General features: G+C 64.2%; 15 protein-coding genes and 1 tRNA gene. 6 read left to right on the top strand and 10 right to left on the bottom strand.

Features of this window, described 5'->3' with window-relative positions; genetic code table 11:
* Nucleotides 1-196 precede the first annotated feature (196 nt).
* The 3 genes from HTIA_RS17420 to alaS all read left to right on the top strand — a co-directional run bounded on the left by HTIA_RS17420 (nucleotide 197) and on the right by alaS (nucleotide 6,208).
* Nucleotides 197-2,482 carry a replication factor C small subunit gene (locus HTIA_RS17420; RefSeq protein ID WP_008524346.1) on the top strand — a complete coding sequence of 762 codons (2,286 nt, stop codon included), beginning with the start codon at nucleotides 197-199 and terminating at the stop codon, nucleotides 2,480-2,482.
* 119 nt (nucleotides 2,483-2,601) lie between these two features.
* Nucleotides 2,602-3,243, top strand: a complete 642-nt coding sequence (locus HTIA_RS08590) for a sensor domain-containing protein (protein WP_008524345.1) — start codon at nucleotides 2,602-2,604, stop codon at nucleotides 3,241-3,243.
* A 178-nt stretch (nucleotides 3,244-3,421) separates the two neighbouring features.
* Nucleotides 3,422-6,208, top strand: a complete 2,787-nt coding sequence (gene alaS, locus HTIA_RS08585; protein ID WP_044950757.1) for an alanine--tRNA ligase — start codon at nucleotides 3,422-3,424, stop codon at nucleotides 6,206-6,208.
* A gap of 247 nt (nucleotides 6,209-6,455) precedes the next feature.
* Here the strand turns inward: alaS and HTIA_RS08580 are convergent, their stop codons facing one another.
* A complete protein-coding gene (locus HTIA_RS08580) occupies nucleotides 6,456-7,202 on the bottom strand; it encodes a DICT sensory domain-containing protein (protein ID WP_008524336.1) in 747 nt (248 codons plus the stop codon).
* A gap of 100 nt (nucleotides 7,203-7,302) precedes the next feature.
* Here HTIA_RS08580 and HTIA_RS08575 point away from each other — a divergent pair, with 100 nt between their 5' ends.
* Nucleotides 7,303-8,085 carry an alpha/beta fold hydrolase gene (locus tag HTIA_RS08575; RefSeq protein WP_008524335.1) on the top strand — a complete coding sequence of 261 codons (783 nt, stop codon included), beginning with the start codon at nucleotides 7,303-7,305 and terminating at the stop codon, nucleotides 8,083-8,085.
* Between the two features lie 66 nt (nucleotides 8,086-8,151).
* Here HTIA_RS08575 and HTIA_RS16830 read toward each other — a convergent pair whose 3' ends face one another.
* From HTIA_RS16830 to HTIA_RS08540, 8 genes are all read right to left on the bottom strand, one after another.
* Nucleotides 8,152-8,316: a DUF6757 family protein gene (locus HTIA_RS16830; protein ID WP_008524323.1), complete on the bottom strand. Its 165-nt coding sequence runs from the start codon at nucleotides 8,314-8,316 to the stop codon at nucleotides 8,152-8,154.
* Between the two features lie 91 nt (nucleotides 8,317-8,407).
* Entirely contained in the window at nucleotides 8,408-9,199 is a 792-nt protein-coding gene (locus tag HTIA_RS08570) for a PHP domain-containing protein (protein WP_008524321.1), read from the bottom strand.
* 208 nt (nucleotides 9,200-9,407) lie between these two features.
* Nucleotides 9,408-9,803 (bottom strand): PIN domain-containing protein, encoded by a 396-nt coding sequence (locus HTIA_RS08565; protein ID WP_008524320.1) that lies wholly within the window; start codon nucleotides 9,801-9,803, stop codon nucleotides 9,408-9,410.
* Nucleotides 9,800-10,048: a hypothetical protein gene (locus HTIA_RS08560; RefSeq protein ID WP_008524319.1), complete on the bottom strand. Its 249-nt coding sequence runs from the start codon at nucleotides 10,046-10,048 to the stop codon at nucleotides 9,800-9,802. The genes HTIA_RS08565 and HTIA_RS08560 overlap by 4 nt, the downstream gene beginning before the upstream one ends.
* A 99-nt stretch (nucleotides 10,049-10,147) precedes the next feature.
* The gene (locus HTIA_RS08555) at nucleotides 10,148-10,339 is read right to left on the bottom strand and encodes a hypothetical protein (protein ID WP_008524318.1); all 192 of its coding nucleotides are present in this window, start codon (nucleotides 10,337-10,339) and stop codon (nucleotides 10,148-10,150) included.
* A gap of 30 nt (nucleotides 10,340-10,369) precedes the next feature.
* A complete protein-coding gene (locus tag HTIA_RS08550) occupies nucleotides 10,370-10,765 on the bottom strand; it encodes a PIN domain-containing protein (protein WP_008524317.1) in 396 nt (131 codons plus the stop codon).
* Nucleotides 10,762-10,965 (bottom strand): DUF7557 family protein, encoded by a 204-nt coding sequence (locus HTIA_RS08545; RefSeq protein ID WP_008524316.1) that lies wholly within the window; start codon nucleotides 10,963-10,965, stop codon nucleotides 10,762-10,764. The genes HTIA_RS08550 and HTIA_RS08545 overlap by 4 nt, the downstream gene beginning before the upstream one ends.
* 570 nt (nucleotides 10,966-11,535) lie before the next feature.
* A tRNA-Pro gene (locus HTIA_RS08540) sits at nucleotides 11,536-11,608 on the bottom strand.
* A 316-nt stretch (nucleotides 11,609-11,924) separates the two neighbouring features.
* On the opposite strand from HTIA_RS08540, the gene HTIA_RS08535 reads away from it, so the two are divergent.
* Both HTIA_RS08535 and HTIA_RS08530 read left to right on the top strand, forming a co-directional pair.
* The gene (locus HTIA_RS08535) at nucleotides 11,925-12,203 is read left to right on the top strand and encodes a pro-sigmaK processing inhibitor BofA family protein (RefSeq protein ID WP_008524315.1); all 279 of its coding nucleotides are present in this window, start codon (nucleotides 11,925-11,927) and stop codon (nucleotides 12,201-12,203) included.
* 321 nt (nucleotides 12,204-12,524) lie between these two features.
* A complete protein-coding gene (locus HTIA_RS08530) occupies nucleotides 12,525-14,639 on the top strand; it encodes a bifunctional metallophosphatase/5'-nucleotidase (protein WP_020936246.1) in 2,115 nt (704 codons plus the stop codon).
* Between the two features lie 94 nt (nucleotides 14,640-14,733).
* Here the strand turns inward: HTIA_RS08530 and HTIA_RS08525 are convergent, their stop codons facing one another.
* Nucleotides 14,734-16,605, bottom strand: coding sequence for an SLC13 family permease (locus HTIA_RS08525; RefSeq protein WP_008524313.1), 1,872 nt, complete (start codon nucleotides 16,603-16,605; stop codon nucleotides 14,734-14,736).
* Between the last annotated feature and the right edge of the window lie 155 nt (nucleotides 16,606-16,760).

Raw genomic sequence — 16,760 nt, 5'->3', positions numbered from 1 at the left:
ACCATCCACTCACTGCTTGCCCTCGCTGCTCACGGCTCGTTTCACTCGCCGTTCGATTTTTTTCGAGGTCTCACTTCGTGCGGCTTCGCTCTCGCTGCTCGCGGGTCACTTCGTTCCCCGCTCGCAATTCCGAGGCCTCACTTCGTTCGGCCTCGCCATCCCCGCCTTTATGCCACCACACCACTTCCCTTCGCCCATGAGCGAGGCCGAGTCAACCCGGGCGGGTCGACAGGAGGTCTGGATCGAGAAGTACCGCCCCCAAACCCTCGAAGACATCGCGGGCCACGAGGCCATCGTCGAACGACTGGGCAGCTACGTCTCACGCAACGACCTCAGCCACATGCTGTTCGCCGGGCCGGCCGGCGTCGGCAAGACGACCGCCGCCACCGCCATCGCGCGGGAACTCTACGGCGAGGACTGGGAGGAGAACTTCCTCGAACTCAACGCGAGTGACGAACGCGGGATAGACGTCGTCCGCGACCGCGTCAAGAGCTTCGCGCGCACTTCTTTTGGCGGCTACGATTACCGAATTATATTCCTCGACGAGGCCGACGCACTGTGCGTGCCGCCTGGAACCGAGGTTGTAACGGGGTATCCGTCGAAGCCAGAGGTGAAAAACATCGAAGACGTAGCAGAAGACGGAGAACCGATTCCATCCGTCGATTTCGAGACCAGCGAGGTCCAATCCGACAAGGGACACCGTGTCGACTCCGGCATCGCGGATTTCTTTGAACTCGAACTTGCGGATGGACGGACCATCCAGGCGAGCCTCTCGCATCCGTTTTTCGTGGTCGATGAAGGTGGGAAACTCGTCGAGAAAGAGCTACAGGAACTGGAGCCGGGTGACGAGATAGCTGATTTCAAAGACGACATCGGCGTTTCGCGGTGTGAATCCTGTGGTGACTGGACCGCGGGACGGTTCTGTTCGGTTTCCTGCAAGGACGAGAGACACAGTCGTGAGATGCAGGGTGAGGGCAATCCCATGTATGGGACGGAGTGGTCCGCGGAACGACGCGAGAAAATCGTTGAGAAGCTCTCCGACGGGAGACTTGAAGGTGAAGACAACCCGAACTACGGCGATGATTTCCACGGCGTTTCTGTCTGGGAAATGGACGAAGAAAGCATCGAACGCTTCTGTGACAATCTTAGCGAGAAACGGTCAGGAACGTCCTGGGACGAATGGGTTGTCGAGGCCGATCCCGAGACGGTAAAAGCGGACATCAGCCGGTCGATGTCCGAGTGGTGGGACGATCTGGATGAGGATGAGAAACAAAAACTGATCGAGAAAGCCACCGAGAATTGCGAGTATCCTGTCTGTGACATCACCGGCGATAACAACCCGATGCGGGACCCCGAGGTAGCTCAGAAAGTCTCGGAAGCCCTCAAAGGTCACGAACCGACGGGTGGGAACATCAGACACAGCGATGAACTCGGCCATCTCGTCCGATCCGACTGGGAGTACGAAGTCGCGAAGGCGTTGCAGGATGCTGGCGTCGAATACGAGTACGAACCGGAGTTTGAGCTCTCCGAGTCAGTGTTCCATCCCGATTTCCTCATCGGCGACACTGTCGTGGAGGTCAAAGGCGTCGCCAAGCTGTGGGGACAGACCGAGAAGGTGAAGGAATTTCTGGAAACGTACGGTGAGGAGTACACGTTTGTCGTTGTTGGGGACGGCGAACTGCCACACCACGAACACTACGAGAGAGACGAATTCGAACCTGCTCTCGTGACCGACGGTGGACTGGAGTCCGTCGAAACGGTTACGATCCAAAATATCGAATACAGTCATCGTGGCAAGGCGTACAATATCAGCATGGAGGGGACGCCGAACTTCATGCTCGCCAATGGGATCTTGACCCACAACACCTCGGACGCTCAGTCAGCGCTTCGCCGGACGATGGAGCAGTTCTCGAACAACGTCCGGTTCATCCTCTCGTGTAACTACTCCAGTCAGATCATCGACCCGATCCAGTCCCGGTGTGCCGTCTTCCGGTTCTCGCCGCTCGCCGACGAGGCCGTCGAAGCACAGGTCCGTCAGATCGCCGGCGAGGAGGCCATCGACGTCACCGACGACGGGATCGAGGCCTTAGTCTACGTCGCCGGCGGTGACATGCGCAAGGCGATCAACGGCCTTCAGGCCGCCTCGATGTCGGGCGATACGGTCGACGAGGAAGCGGTCTTCGAGATCACCTCGACGGCCCGACCCGAGGACATCCACGAGATGGTCGACTTCGCCCTCGACGGCGACTTCACCGCCGCTCGCTCGCGTCTCGACACCCTGCTGACCGAGGAGGGGATCGCCGGCGGCGACATCATCGACCAGCTTCACCGCACCGTCTGGGAGTTCGACCTCTCCGATGCGGCGGCGGTCCGCGTCCTCGATCGCGTCGGCGAGGCCGACTACCGCATCACCGAGGGCGCGAGCGAACGGATCCAGCTCGAAGCACTGCTCGCATCGCTCGCACTCGACGGCCGGGAGTGACAGGAATCTGATCTCGCGCATTCAGATATTTTTGCCGGAAAACGGACTCAGCCGGAAACACTCGGATAGATGCGGATATTCCGATAGTTTTTTCGTCCGCGCTTCTGACATCTCTGTCGATGTCCGCCCTCGATATCAGGTCCCTCTCCGTCTCCGACGACGGTCTCGGTATCGTCTTCCACCCCGGGCCGTACAAACGGCTCGCGTATCACGCCCTGGGATTTCCGCTCGGTGTCGTCTCGCTTCTCGGCGTCGTGATCGGTGTCTCGCTCGGGCTCGCGCTTTCGATCCTGCTCGTCGGCATCGTGATCCTCGCCGGAACGGTCATGTTCGTCCGTGGTGTCGCGAGCGTCGAGCGCCGTCTGGCTGTCTCCCTCCTCGACGTGACGGTGGAGTCGCCGCCGGCGCTTGCCACGGCTCCGACGACAGCGCCGCTCGCCCACGTCCGAAATGCGTGCACCGACGAGCAGACGTGGCGGTCGTGTGTCTTCGTGCTGGCCCGCTTTCCGGTTGGCCTCCTCCAGTTTTCGGTCGCCGTGACGCTCACCGCGCTGTCGCTGGCGCTGGTGACTGCGCCGCTGCATTACGACGGGCTGACGATCCTGCAGTTCGGCCCGTGGTGGCACCTGAACTCGCTCTCGGAAGCGTTGCTCGCAGTTCCGGTCGGCGTGTTGCTCTGGGCGTTCTCGCTGCACGTCTTTGACCTGCTCGGGGCTGCCATGGCGCGCGTTGCGAGATGGTTGTTAACGCCCGTCAAATAGCCAAACCGGGCGTCTCCGTGTGTCTCACACCCGTTCGATCACGCCGGCCTCGAATCGGCACTGGGCGAGACAGTGACGCGGCCGGAACGCACGTTTTCGGCCCCAGGACACCCTCACCAGCCCGAACAGCCCCTTCGGAACTGATTTAGGGCCGGACGGGCCACAATACAGCCAACGAATGAGCGATCTCGAGGAGGAATACCGGCTCGAGTACTTCGCGGAGCGCGGGTTCCATCGCAAGGAGTGTGTGGAGTGTGGGGATCACTTCTGGACGCTCGACGAGACGCGGGAGACCTGTGGCGAGCCTCCCTGTGACGAGTACAGCTTCATCGACAATCCGGGATTCGACGAGGACTTCGACCTCGGCGAGATGCGTGAGGCGTTCCTCTCGTTCTTCGAGGAGCGCGGTCACGAACGCATCGACCCCTATCCCGTCGCGGCCAACCGCTGGCGTGAGGACGTCCTGCTCACCCAGGCGTCGATCTACGACTTCCAGCCGCTGGTGACGAGCGGCGAGACCCCGCCGCCAGCCAATCCGCTGGCGGTCAGCCAGCCCTGTATCCGGATGCAGGACATCGACAACGTCGGCGTGACCGGGCGACACACGATGGCCTTCGAGATGATGGCCCACCACGCCTTTAACGCCCGCGAGGACGCCGAGGGCGAGTACGCCTACGAGGGCGAGGTCTACTGGAAGGAGGAGACCGTCGCTTACGCGATGGAGCTGTTCGAGGCACTCGGGGCCGACCCCGAAGAAGTCACGTTGATCGAGGACCCCTGGGTCGGCGGCGGCAACGCCGGGCCGGCCTTCGAGGTCATCTACCGTGGGGCCGAGCTGGCGACGCTCGTGTTCATGCAGTTCGAACAGGATCCCGACGGGGACTACGAGATGAAAGACGGCAACACCTACAGCCCGATGGACACCTACATCGTCGACACGGGCTACGGGCTCGAGCGCTGGACGTGGGTCTCCCAGGGCACACCCACGGTCTACGAGGCCGTCTACCCCGAGATGATCGAGTTCCTGACGGACAACGCGGGGATCGATCATACTCCCGACGAGGAGGCGATCGTCCACCAGGCCGCGAAACTCGCCGGTCGGATGGACATCGACGAGGCCGAGGACGTCGAGGCGGCCCGTGACGACATCGCCGCGGAGATCGGCGTCGAGACCGACCGACTCCGCGAGTTGGTCGAACCCCTCGAATCCATCTACGCCATCGCCGATCACTCCCGGACGCTCTCGTACATGCTCGGGGACGGGATCGTCCCGAGCAACGTCGGGACGGGCTATCTCGCGCGGATGGTCCTCCGGCGGACGAAACGCCTGGTCGACGAGGTCGGCGTCGACGCGCCGATGGACGAACTCGTCGACATGCAGGCCGAGCGCTTGGGTTACGAGAACCGCGACACGATCCGGGACATCGTCCGCACCGAGGTAGAGAAGTACCGCGAGACCCTCGACCGTGGGCATCGACGCGTCGAGCAGCTGGCCGAGGAGTACGCAGACAGCGGCGAGGCGATCCCCACCGCGGAACTCGTCGAACTCTACGACAGCCACGGCATCCAGGCCGAGACGGTCGAGGAGATCGCCGCCGACCGCGGCGTCGAGGTCGAGACGCCGGAGGACTTCTACTCGCTGGTCGCCGAGCGCCACGAGGACGCCGAGAGCGCCGGCTCGGACGAGGAGACCGACGCCGAGGAGCGACTCGCCGAGCTCCCCGACACCGAGAAACTCTACTACGACGACCAGACTCGCACCGAGTTCGAGGCGGTCGTCCTCGACGTCCTCGAGCGCGAGGACGGTTACGACGTGGTGCTCGATCAGACGATGTTCTACCCGGAAGGTGGCGGCCAGCCCGCGGATCACGGCACGCTCGCCACGGACGAGACGACGGTCGACGTGACCGACGTCCAGATCCGGAACGGCGTCGTCCTCCACCGGACCGACACCGATCCGGGGACCGGAGACTTCGTTCGCGGACAGGTCGACGGCGGGCGGCGACGGCGACTCATGGCCCACCACACCGCGACCCACATCGTCGTCCACGCCGCCCGAGAGGTCCTGGGCGAGCACATCCGCCAGGCCGGTGCACAGAAGGGGACTGATTCGGCACGGATCGACGTCCGCCACTACCAGCCAGTGTCCCGCGAGGAGGTCAAGGAGATCGAACGCGTGGCAAACGACATCGTCACCGACAACGCCGCCGTCACCCAGGAGTGGCCAGACCGTCACGAGGCCGAGGCCGAGTACGGCTTCGACCTCTATCAGGGCGGGATCCCGGCCGGCGAGCAGATCCGGCTCATCCACGTCGAAGACGACGTCCAGGCCTGCGGTGGGACTCACGTCTCGCGAACGGGTGAAGTCGGGGCGATCAAGATTCGCTCGACCGAGCGCATTCAGGACGGCGTCGTCCGGTTCACCTTCTCGGCCGGCGAGGCAGCCATCGAGGCGAGCCAGGAGACCGAAGACGCCCTCTATGCGGCGGCCGCGGCCTTCGACGTCGACCCGGCGGACGTCCCGGAGACGGCCGAGCGCTTCTTCGCCGAGTGGAAGGAACGCGGCAAGGAGATCGAGCAACTCCAGGCGGAACTCGCCGAAGTGCGCGCCTCGGGCGGGAGTGCGGGCGAAGAAGTCGACCTCGACGGGACGACAGCCGTGATTCAGCGGGTCGACGGCGAGATGGACGAGTTGCGGGCGACCGCCAACGCCATTTCCGAGGACGGGTCGGTCGCCGTCGTCGGCTCCGGGCTCGACGGCGCGCAGTTCGTCGTGGCGGCACCCGAGGGCACCGGTGTCGACGCCGGTGCAGTCGTGAGCGACCTCGCCGAACGCGTCGGCGGTGGGGGCGGCGGCCCGCCGGACTTCGCCCAGGGTGGCGGCCCGGACGGAGACGCCCTCGAGCCGGCCCTCGAAGCGGCTCCCGACGTGTTGCGGCAGGTCGCGAGTACCTCGGACACCTGACGGCGACGGCGTCAGCCGGGCAGATGGGTTTATTCACGCTGAGTAAATTGTCTCACCCTTTTACAAGTGCTGGTCCACAATCAGCGACTGGGTCGGCACGCCGGCCCGCATCCCCCATCGAACTGTCAGAGGCACCCTGAACTCCTCCCCCGGAGTTCGAATACGCAGACGGTGTCCCCCGAATTCTTCCCTTTCGTCCCTTCAGAGCTGTCGTCGTCGCACGCGGCTCAGTTGCACTCGGCGTGGGCTAATACGTGGATTCGAGGTACGCGAGGATCTCTTTCACCAATCCCGGCTCGAACGTCCAGTAGCCCCGATACTCGTTCGGGCCGATCTCCTCGGCGACGAGGGCGGCCATCCGACGCTCGTCGCCACCGCCGTCGTGGACGACGAACCACGAGTCCCGGAGTTCCGGAGTGTCGCCGGCGTGGACCGAGAGGCGGTCGGCGAAGCCCGGTGGCTCCCAGTCGTCGACGCCGTAGACGTGGACGCCGACGCCCGAATTCGCGAGTGTCTCGTAGGCTCTCAGCGTCCCGCGTTCGTCGTGGATGCGCGAGAGGCGCTGGAACGAGGAGTGAAGGACGCCGTCGTCTGTCTCGAGGGCCAGCGATTCGATGTGTCGCGAGATGTGGATCAGCAGGAACTTCTGTTTGTCCGCGACGGTGAAGGTGACGTCAGAGAGGTGAGCCACGACTTCCGGCGTCTCGACCTCCGCCAAGGGAACGGTCCCGGTCACGTACAGATCGGAGTTGACGAGCAACAGCGTCTCGCTGATCTCGCCCAGCTGTGAGATCGCCAGCGACCCCGTCTGTTCGTCACGGAGGAGGACGACGTCGCCCGGTGCGTCGGGGTCCTGGCTCTCGGTGACGGTGACGCTGTCGTCGTCGAACATCCCTTCAAGCATGCGATAGAGCGGATCGACCGACTCACGGTTGAGGACAGTCACCGTCTTCTGCTGGTCCTCGACGGCGTCGATAAACGCTGCAATCCCCATTACCGCCGGATTGGACACGAGGGGTTTTAGCTTCGGTGGTCCCCGCAATCACGCGGTCGTCACCGGTAGCCCTTTGAGCGGGCGCTCGCACCACTCGACTATGCCGACAGTCGATCGCGACGGCGTGACCCTTCGGTACGACGTGACCGGTTCCGGCCCGACTGTCGTCTTCGTCAACGACATCGGGTTCGGCGCGTGGCTCTGGAGTTACCAGCACGCCGCCGTCGCCGGCCCCTACGAGGCCGTCGTCTGGGACCTGCGCGGGACTGGCGAGTCCGACACGCCTGCCGGCCCCTATGCGCTCTCGACGCTCGTCGCCGATCTGGAGACGGTCGTCTCCGCCGTCGGCTCGCGGCGCGTCCACCTCGTCGGCGCGGGACTGGGCGGCGCGATCGCACTGGAGTACGCCCGTCGGCACGATCGGGTTGCGAGCCTCACGCTCCTCGGGACGGCCCCCGGCGCGGCCGTCGACGAGGACGCTCTCTCGGCCCTGGCTGCGCCAACCGAGGACCCTGACGCCCTGCGAGACTCGCTCGACCTTGCCTTCGGTCCCGGCGTCCCGACAGCCCATCCAGAAACGATCGAGCAGATCGCCGAGTGGCGATCGACAGACGACGCCGAACCGGCGCGCTTTCGTGACCAGCAGGCGGCGTGGCTCGGAGCCGATCTCGAGGATCTCTACGAGATCACGACGCCGGCGCTCGTGATGAGTGGCACCGACGACGCCGTGGTCGACCCTGCGGCGACGGCCCGGCTGGCCGAAGAGCTTCCGCGCGGGGAGCATCGCCGGGTCGAGGGCGGGCATCTCTTTTTCCTCAGCGAGAGCGGGGCCGTCTCCGACGAGTTGCTCGCGTGGCTGGAAGAACACACCCTAGAGAAGTGACGAGCACAGGTAGCGATCCAGTCCGACTTGGTCTGGAGACCGTTCGAAATTCGGGCACGGCGGCGCTCACTCGATGCCTTCGACGTCGAGGTCGTCGCTGACACCTTCGAGCCACTCGCTGTCGGCCAGTTCCGACATCCGCTCGCGGAAGTGATCCTCACAGAGACCCACCGTGACGCCGTCTTTCTCGACCGCGACGTCCGCGTCCCGATCGCAGTAGTGACACTGCATACCTGCATCTACGTGGGCCGCGGCATTGAACCCACCGTTCTCGTCCGACGGACGGCAGACGATCGCCGTTGACGGCCCAGTGACGCCAGTGTCAGGACTCGGCAGATCCGTCCCCGAGGGCTGTCTGCACGCGCTCGTACGCGTCCCGTTCCAGCCCGGCCTTCCCGAGGGTCTCCCCGTGAGCGTCGCTTCCGCCCGTCGCGAGGAGGTCGTGGGTCGCGATCACGTCCTCGACTGATGTCATATCGACCGCGCCGTCGTAGGGATAGTTGCGTTCGACCGCGTCGAGGTCCGCGGCGTGGGCCAGCGCGCCCTCCGGATCGTCGTATCGGAGGGGATGGGCCAGACCGACGAGCGCCGCCGCGTCCGCGAGGAGTGCCCGACCGCGCTCGAAGGCGGGGAGGTCCCGGGCGACGTAGCAGGGTCTGTCCGTCCCGATGAGGGCCTCGAACGCGCTCTGGGCGTCGTAAGGGGCGGAACTCTCTGCGATCGCCCGCGCGATGTGTGGCCGGCCGATGCCGTCGTGCATTTCGAGGTCCAGGTCGACGCCGAGGCGGTCCTCGACGCAGTCGACGATCTGCCGGGCGCGCTCGATGCGGTCGGCCTGGAGGCGGTCGGTCTCGGCGCGAAGCTCGGGCGTCGGATCGACGCCAAAGCCGAGGAGATCCAGCCGTTGCTCGCCGGTCGTCACCCGGAGTTCGATCCCGGCGATCACGGTCACGCCGTCGCGCTCGACGACCGGCGCGTCGACGGGCGGGAGGCGGTCGTGGTCGGTCACGGCGACCGCCTCGAGGTCGACTGCCCGAGCGGCGTCGCTGACGGCCTCAGGTGGGAGGGTGCCGTCGGATCGCGTCGTGTGGACGTGGAGGTCGGCGACGATCATGGCTCGCTGTCGTCGGTCGGTCGATCGCCCCGGTTCACGTCGCTTCTCATACCGAGATGTCGGTGCCCGTCTCACCTATCGTTTGGGTTTGCGCGGGTAGTGGTCGAGGTTCGTTTTGTCCCGGGAATTTCACTAATCGGATGCTGAGCTCTGTCTTTGATCGCTGTTCGCCTGCGGCCAGGGATCTCCGATCGCCGCCCACACCGGGTCAGTAGGTTTCGACTGGCACACCCAACGCCTCGAAGTCTTCGACGTTGTCCGTCAGGACTGCGTCGTCGAGGACGTCCGCCATCGCGGCGATGTACGCGTCGTTCGGGCCGACGCCGGCGTCCCCACCCACGTGGTCGTCTGCCGCCGCGAGCAACTCGCCGGCTTTTCGCGCGATCTCTTCGTCGACATCGATCCGTGGGTATCCGAGGAGTCGATTGCGAACCGCTTGCTCGGTGGTATCGCTACGAACCGTCCCGACGCAGTAGTAGGCTTCGGCGACGACGGGGGTCGGCAACCACTGCATTTCACCCTTCTCGACGAGTTCCGCGCCCTTCGAAAACGCAGCCGGGTCCTCCGCCATCAGATCGAAGAGATACGAGGAATCGATGATCATTCGCCGGTGTCCTCGTGTTCGAAGGCACTACGGGCGGCCTCGAGGCGGCCGCGGTCACGCCCGCGGAGGCGATCCACCGCCGCTTTGGCGTCCTCGGCTTCGTCCTCGGTCAGGAGACCGGCAACGTCGCTCGGGTGCGGGCCGCGCGTCATCCGGCGCAACGTCTCTTCCATCGTCTCGTCGCTTTTCTTGTGGGCGCTGAGCCACTCGTGGTACTCTTCGGAAACGCGAATGGTTTTGACCATACAATATATTGGGATATATGGGTCTAAGAGTGTTACGCCGCCATTCCCCGCCACTCGGTTGTGAGACTGCCCGATCCACTCGGCGGACGGCGACGGGTTCTATCGGAATCCCGGGCGCGCTACCAACAAGAGGGCGACGACCATGAGGAGGAAGACGATCTCCTCGGTCCGGAGGCCACACCGCACGCCGAGGCACATCGCGACGCCTGTCACAGCGTCGTCGACGGCGTCGAGGAGACGGTCGACTTCTTCCTGAGACGGCCAGACTGTCTTTCCGTCGTCGAGGTTCATTCCGTCCGGTAATGTGCCGAGAACCGGACACTACTCCGAGCGCAAATCGCGGACGTTCATGTACTCCCGGAGGGGATCGACATGGAAGTCCGAATCGGCGACGACCAACTCGGCTCCCGTCGAGCGTGCCGTTGCAGCGATCATCATATCCCGGGGGGACAGTTGTACTCCGTCTGCCATCATCTTCTGTTGCAATCGCACCGCCTCGATCGCGACAGTCTCGGTGAACTCTATGGCCTGCACGCGGCCGAAGTCCTGGCGTCGCTGGTAGATGTCGGTCGGACCGGGCGCGTGGACCTCGCCGACGAGCACTTCGAAGACGCAGATACTCGAGGTAAGAAGTGTATCCTGATCGTCAACGAACGCGACTACGTCGTCGACATCGCCCAAGTAGTCGATGATGACGGACGTATCGAGAAAACTCATCGGTGAGGCTCGAAACTCTTCCGGGACTGCTTGAGAACCTCACGAGCGGCGTCTACCTGGTCTTCGTCCCAGACGCCAGGATTCATCGTATCGCTTTCGCGGGCGAGTCGCGAGAGCAACTCATCGTACGTTTCGTCCTCCTGCTTGAGCCGGTTGAGAAGCTCTTTCGTGTTGTCGGAAACGCGGATTGTGCTTCCCATATGTATAATTCAATTATACAGGGTTGTAGGTGTTTCGCCGATCACTCAGCCGGCAGAAAGACGATGGCTCCGGTCCCCTGATCGAGCCAACTCTCGAAGCCGTCGCTGGCATCGGCCGGACAAATCGGACTCTCCGAAGCGTAGAAAGACGCGATCGACTTCTCGGAGGGGAACGCTTCGATCCCACACGCCCGGTCAGTGAAGGGTATCGCTCGCGACGAGGGCGTCGACGACTGGATTAGTTTTGAGTGAGGATGCGCGCGAGCGAAGCGAGCGCGTTTCACTCGGCGCGAATGAAATGAGCGCCGAGCTGTTTTTGGCCCAGCTTTTTGCAAGAGGGGTTCCCGCAGGTCGCCGAAGGCGACCGAGGAAACCCTTCGCAGTAAAAAGGTGGCAGTGGGACCGCGCGGATTGTGAACCAGAGGCAGACGGTCGCTCACTGCCTCACGGCTTCGCCGTTCGGCCAATCGAGGTCGCTTCGCGACCTCGCGCCGTTCGCGCTGCGACTGCCAGGGTTCAAATCCTCGCTATTGCATGCTTCGCTCGTCACGTCCGTTCCTCGCAGAAGCATGGGACCGCGCGGATTTGAACCGCGGTCAACGGCACCCAAGGCCGCAAGGATACCAAGCTACCCCACGGTCCCGTACCAACACGTTACGACGACGCGAGGTAAAGCGTTTCGTTCGTAATATTGCGAAGTCAAGACAACCACAGACAACGTGAAAGCCCCATTTGAATCGGCTGCCCGAACAGGAGACGCGGGTGGGACTGAAAGGGGCGAACTGTTCGAGGAAGGCGGACCCGACAAGCACCACAACGGAGTGCGGAGCGCAGTCGCGGTCCCCCGACTCGAACAGTTCGGGGCTTTCACGCTGTTTCCACCAACAGCCCTACCGTTCAATCCCCATCCCGATCCCACTGGCCAGAAAACACATACACGCTCCCCGAGAAATGGGCATATGGTAACAGGTATCGAAGTCGCGGCGCTGCTGATCGTCCTCGGCGTCGTTCTCGGCGCGTACTGGATCGTCAAAGTGGTCAAACCGTTCGTCTGGAACGCGGTGATCGGACTCCTCGTGTTTCTGGTCGCCGAGATCGTCCTCGGTCTGGAAGTGGCGGTGACGCCACTGGCGCTGCTGGTGGTCGCCCTCGGCGGACTCCCGGGCGCAGTTCTGGTGATCCTGCTGTCGGTACTTGACGTCGCGTTCGTCCCCGCATTGGTCCTCGCCGGACTCTGATACTGCCGGCTGTAACAGACTGACGGAATTCGCCACCCCGGTGTGGCGAATATCTTTACGAACTTACAGCCGGCAGTATGAGTGACCTGCGTTCCGTTCTCGTCGGGCTGGGCTCTGTCTCGATCGCTTTCACCTCGTCCGGAGTATATGCACAATATAGATATATAAATAGCGTCGTATACTCGTCGATATGTCTCCTTGTGACACCGGAGAGAGTACGCCTGAAGTCGAGTAAAACCGCTACAGGGAGCCTATTGACAAGCTGTTCAGAATCACTCACAAAAACAATTATATATATGACGGGGTATTACTTATATTGCAATGCTATTAAAAAGGGAGACCGAGTCGAACGGGAGGCGAACAGCTGCGCTGGTCGTCGTCGCGGCGATGGCCCTGGCGGCCGTCGCCGTGGCTGTGGTTCCGGGAGCCGTCGCGGCCGACGCCCCGACGGCCGAGCCGGTCGAACTCAACGAGTCAGTCGATCCCGGTGACGGGACCAACCTGACGATCGTCCAGTACAACGACATTCAGACGGCGATGGCGAGCAACGAGTCGATGGCGACGCTCGTCGGCGCGATCAACGACCGCAAGGCGGCACTCGACAACCCGACGCTCGTCGTGGGCGGCGGGGACGAGGTCAGCCCGAGTTCCCTCTCGGCGGTCTCTGAGTGGCGCGTCCCGGTCGACGTGTTGAACGTCCTGAACCCGGCCGCCGAGGCCATCGGCAACCACGACCTCGACTACGGCTTCGCGGAGGTCGGGAACTTCAGTGACGCCTCTGAGTTCCCGTGGCTCGTCGCCAACATCCGCGCCGAGGACGGCGGGAACATTCCCGGCACGCAGAACTACACGACCGTCACCCGCGACGGCGTGAAGATCGGTATCATGGGGCTGGTCGACGACGCCGTCATGCCGAAGACAGCCGTCGACTTCGAGGAGAAGGGCTACGAAGTCACTGACTTCTCGACGGCCGGCCAGCAGGTCGCCGAGACCCTAGAGGAAGAGGAGAACGTCGACGTCGTCGTGGCACTGTCTCACATCGGGATTCCCGAGTCACGCGAACTCGCGAACAACACCGACAACATCGACGTGATCGTCTCCGGTGACGACGAGGTCACCTACGGTCCCGAAGTCACCTCCGGGTCGGTCATCGTCGAGGCGGGTGCCAACGCCGAGTTCCTCGGCGAGGTCAACCTCACCGTCACCGAGGACGGCGTCGGCTTCACCGACGGTCGTCGCTACAACCTCGGCGAGGGCAACTGGTCGATGAACGAGTCGGCCGACGAGGTCGTCCAGCGCGGGTTCGCCGAGGACCTCTCGCAGGTCGCCGGCGAGACCACCGAAGCGCTCGACTCGACCAGCGGGAACTACGCCGACGACACGAACTGGGGCCGGATCATCGGCGACGCGTTCGTCGAACAGACCGGTGCCGACGTCGCGGTGACCAACGCGGGCGGCATCCGCGGCAATTTCGTGATCGACGAGGGTAATATCACCTACAACGACGTCTACACCTCGCTGCCGTTCGGTAACACGCTCGTCACGAAGGAGATGACGGGCCAGCAACTCCTCGACCTGCTGGACAGCCAGGTCACGCCGCCAACCGACAACTACGGCAGCCAGCCCCAGTTGCAGGTCGGCGGTGTAACCTACGAGTTCCTCGACCAGCCGAAGGCCTCTCCGGCGATCGGTGACGTCTACGTCGACGGCGAACCGATCGCGATGGACGAGACCTACGACGTCACGGTCAACTCCTACATGGCCGGCTGGGACTCCCTCGCTTCCCTCCCGACGGTCGATGAAGATTACACCCTCTATGGGACCGCGGTCGTGAACTACATCGAGGAACGCGGCACGATCTCGCCGCCCGAGGAGGACCGGATCCGACGCGTCACCCGATCCCTCGACGACCCGTCGATCGCGTCCGAGGGCGAGATGACGACCCTCACCTACGACGTTCCCGAGGCAGTCGAGTCGATCAACGAGTCGACGTTCACCGTCATGAACGAGGACTCCGAGACGGTCGCCGTCGCCGACGCCACACTTTCCGACGGCCAGCTCACCGTCACGGTCGAGACGGGAGCCCTGGAGAGCCTCTCGGCGTCGAGTGACGCCGTGACAGTCTACGGTCACTACGCCGACAGCGAGGTCGACGCGGTCCGTAACGGCCACGACGATTCGGTCCTCGCCGCCGACGCGACGCTCGCGGTCGATGCCGGTCCCGCACTCGGCCCTGACGTCTCCGAAGACCACGACGGAGACGGCCTGGCCGAAGACGTCGACGGCGACGGCGCGGTCGACGTCACCGACGTCCGGACGCTGTTGAACAACCGCCATAGCGCAGCCGTCCAGAACAACGTCGACACCTTCGACTTCGACGACGACGGTGCAGTCGACGCCGGCGACGTCCTCGCGCTGTTCCGGTCGATCTACTGAGGACAAGCAGGCGCTCACCGTCCCGGCCTTTTTCGGACACGATCGCGGGACTCGAGGGCGTCCGCTGACAATCGAGCGACGCTCCTGGTAGCCATCACACGCCCCAGAAGACGGCGATTCCGAGCGTCGTGACGACGGCGAAGATCGCCTGGAGCGGTGCACCGGCCTTGACGTAGTCCATGAACTCGTAGCCGCCGGGCCCGTAGACGAAGAGGTTCGTCTGGTAGCCGATGGGCGTCATGAACGCCGTCGAGGCGGCGAAAGTCACCGACAGCACGAACGAGAAGGGGTTGGCCCCGAGGGTCACGGCCGCTTCGGCGGCGACTGGAATCATCAACACCACGCTCGCGTTGTTCGAGATGACGTTCGTCAGCAGCGCCGTCACGACGTACAGCAACCCGAGGACGACGATCGGCGGCAGCGAGGGGGCAACGGCGACGATGCCGTCGGCGAGCAGCGCCGCGCCGCCGGTCACCTCCAGGGCGATCCCGAGCGGGATCACACCCGCGAGCAGGAAGATGACGTCCCACTCGACGGCGTCGTACATCTCGGCGGGTTTCAGACAGCCGGTGAGAACCATCCCGAGCGCGCCCGCCAGCGCCGCCACGGCGATGTTGATCGGCGTCAGCGCCGCCACGCCCACGACGGCGGCGACGATCCCGACGGCGACGGGGATCCTCGATTCGCGGTAGTCCGGACGATCGACCTCCTGTGCCACGATGAAGTGGCGGTTGTTGTTGAGTCGGTCGATGCTGTCGGTCGCCCCCTGGACGAGCAGGGTGTCGCCCACCCGGAGTCGCGTCCGGTCCATCCGATCGCGGATGACGTCGCCGCCGCGTCGCAGGGCCAGCACCGTCGTATCGTAGCGCTGCCGGAAGTTGACGCTCGCGAGCGTCTCGCCGACCAGGAACGATCCGGGGGCGACGACGACCTCGACCAGGTTGTGGCCTTCCTCGGGGGCCTCGAGATCTGCATCCGTGAGGGCCACGTCCCCCAGCAGGTCGAACCCCTCGACGTCCATCAACTCGACGAGGGTATCACGGTCGGTCCGGAGCGCGAAGACGTCGCTGGCCTGGATGACTTTTCCCCCGAGTGGTTCCAGAAAGATCGCGTCCTCGCGGATCAACTGGACGACGTCGACGTCGAACTCCGTGCCTTCCAGGGCCTCGCCGACGCGCTGGCCGACGACCGGCGAGTCCGGCCGGACGACGACCTCGGTCAGGTACTCGGCCATCTCGTACTCGCTCGTGAGGTCGTCGGCGGGTTTGATCCGGGCGGGAACCAGCCGCCGCCCGATCGTCATGAGGTACACCACCCCGACGACCATCATGATCGCGCCGAGGTGGGTAAACTCGAACATCGAGAACGCGTGGAGTTCCGGGATACCGAGATCGCGACCGAGCCGGGCCGAGAGGTCGCTGGCGAGGATGTTCGTCGAGGTCCCGATCAGTGTGAGCGTCCCGCCGAACATCGAGGCGTACGACAGCGGCAGGAGGAGCTTCGAGGGCGAGGTCTTGCCCTTCTCGGCGAGATCGGTGACCATCGGCAACAGGATCGCGACCGCGGCGGTGTTGTTGATGAACCCGGAGATCGGGCTCACGATCCCGATCGTCGCGCCAAGTTGCCGGGTCTCGTCCTCGCCGGTGAACGCCCCGACCTTCCGGCCGAGGATCTGGATCACGCCGGTCCGTCGCACGCCTGCGCTGAGGATGAACATCGCCAGCACGGTGATCGTCGCGACGCTGGCGAACCCCGAGAGGCCCCGTTCGACGGCCGTCACCTCGCTGCCCGGCGCGCGCAGGACGTACACGGCCGACTCGAGGACGCCCCACTCGACGAGCATCGTCGAGACCGGCTCGACGACCAGCAGCGAGAGCATGATCCCGATGGCCGTGACGTCGACCGGGACGGCCTCGGTCGCGAACAACACCAGCGCCCCCAGGATGATCGCGAAGACGATCACCATCCCGGGGTCCAGCCCACCTAGCACGTCCGTCACACAGTCGCCTGTGGACAAAAAGCCACCTCTGGCCCACCTGCCTTCGACCAGACACTGTTCGCCATCCGGTCGTCTCCATCGCCAGCACGCCGCCGGGAATCGTGTTCGCAATCAGGAACTTT

It is taken from the genome of Halorhabdus tiamatea SARL4B (assembly GCF_000470655.1).
Classification (GTDB): Archaea; Halobacteriota; Halobacteria; order Halobacteriales; family Haloarculaceae; genus Halorhabdus; species Halorhabdus tiamatea.
This window is presented reverse-complemented; position numbering and strand designations above follow the sequence as displayed.

Bases quoted from the DNA above. Each gene is read 5' to 3' on its own strand.
- HTIA_RS17420 (WP_008524346.1), top strand. From the start codon at position 197: ATGAGCGAGGCCGAGTCAACCCGGGCGGGTCGACAGGAGGTCTGGATC.
- HTIA_RS08590 (WP_008524345.1), top strand. From the start codon at position 2,602: ATGTCCGCCCTCGATATCAGGTCCCTCTCCGTCTCCGACGACGGTCTC.
- alaS (WP_044950757.1), top strand. From the start codon at position 3,422: ATGAGCGATCTCGAGGAGGAATACCGGCTCGAGTACTTCGCGGAGCGC.
- HTIA_RS08580 (WP_008524336.1), bottom strand. From the start codon at position 7,202: ATGGGGATTGCAGCGTTTATCGACGCCGTCGAGGACCAGCAGAAGACG.
- HTIA_RS08575 (WP_008524335.1), top strand. From the start codon at position 7,303: ATGCCGACAGTCGATCGCGACGGCGTGACCCTTCGGTACGACGTGACC.
- HTIA_RS16830 (WP_008524323.1), bottom strand. From the start codon at position 8,316: ATGCAGTGTCACTACTGCGATCGGGACGCGGACGTCGCGGTCGAGAAA.
- HTIA_RS08570 (WP_008524321.1), bottom strand. From the start codon at position 9,199: ATGATCGTCGCCGACCTCCACGTCCACACGACGCGATCCGACGGCACC.
- HTIA_RS08565 (WP_008524320.1), bottom strand. From the start codon at position 9,803: ATGATCATCGATTCCTCGTATCTCTTCGATCTGATGGCGGAGGACCCG.
- HTIA_RS08560 (WP_008524319.1), bottom strand. From the start codon at position 10,048: ATGGTCAAAACCATTCGCGTTTCCGAAGAGTACCACGAGTGGCTCAGC.
- HTIA_RS08555 (WP_008524318.1), bottom strand. From the start codon at position 10,339: ATGAACCTCGACGACGGAAAGACAGTCTGGCCGTCTCAGGAAGAAGTC.
- HTIA_RS08550 (WP_008524317.1), bottom strand. From the start codon at position 10,765: ATGAGTTTTCTCGATACGTCCGTCATCATCGACTACTTGGGCGATGTC.
- HTIA_RS08545 (WP_008524316.1), bottom strand. From the start codon at position 10,965: ATGGGAAGCACAATCCGCGTTTCCGACAACACGAAAGAGCTTCTCAAC.
- HTIA_RS08535 (WP_008524315.1), top strand. From the start codon at position 11,925: ATGGTAACAGGTATCGAAGTCGCGGCGCTGCTGATCGTCCTCGGCGTC.
- HTIA_RS08530 (WP_020936246.1), top strand. From the start codon at position 12,525: ATGCTATTAAAAAGGGAGACCGAGTCGAACGGGAGGCGAACAGCTGCG.
- HTIA_RS08525 (WP_008524313.1), bottom strand. From the start codon at position 16,605: ATGGTGATCGTCTTCGCGATCATCCTGGGGGCGCTGGTGTTGTTCGCG.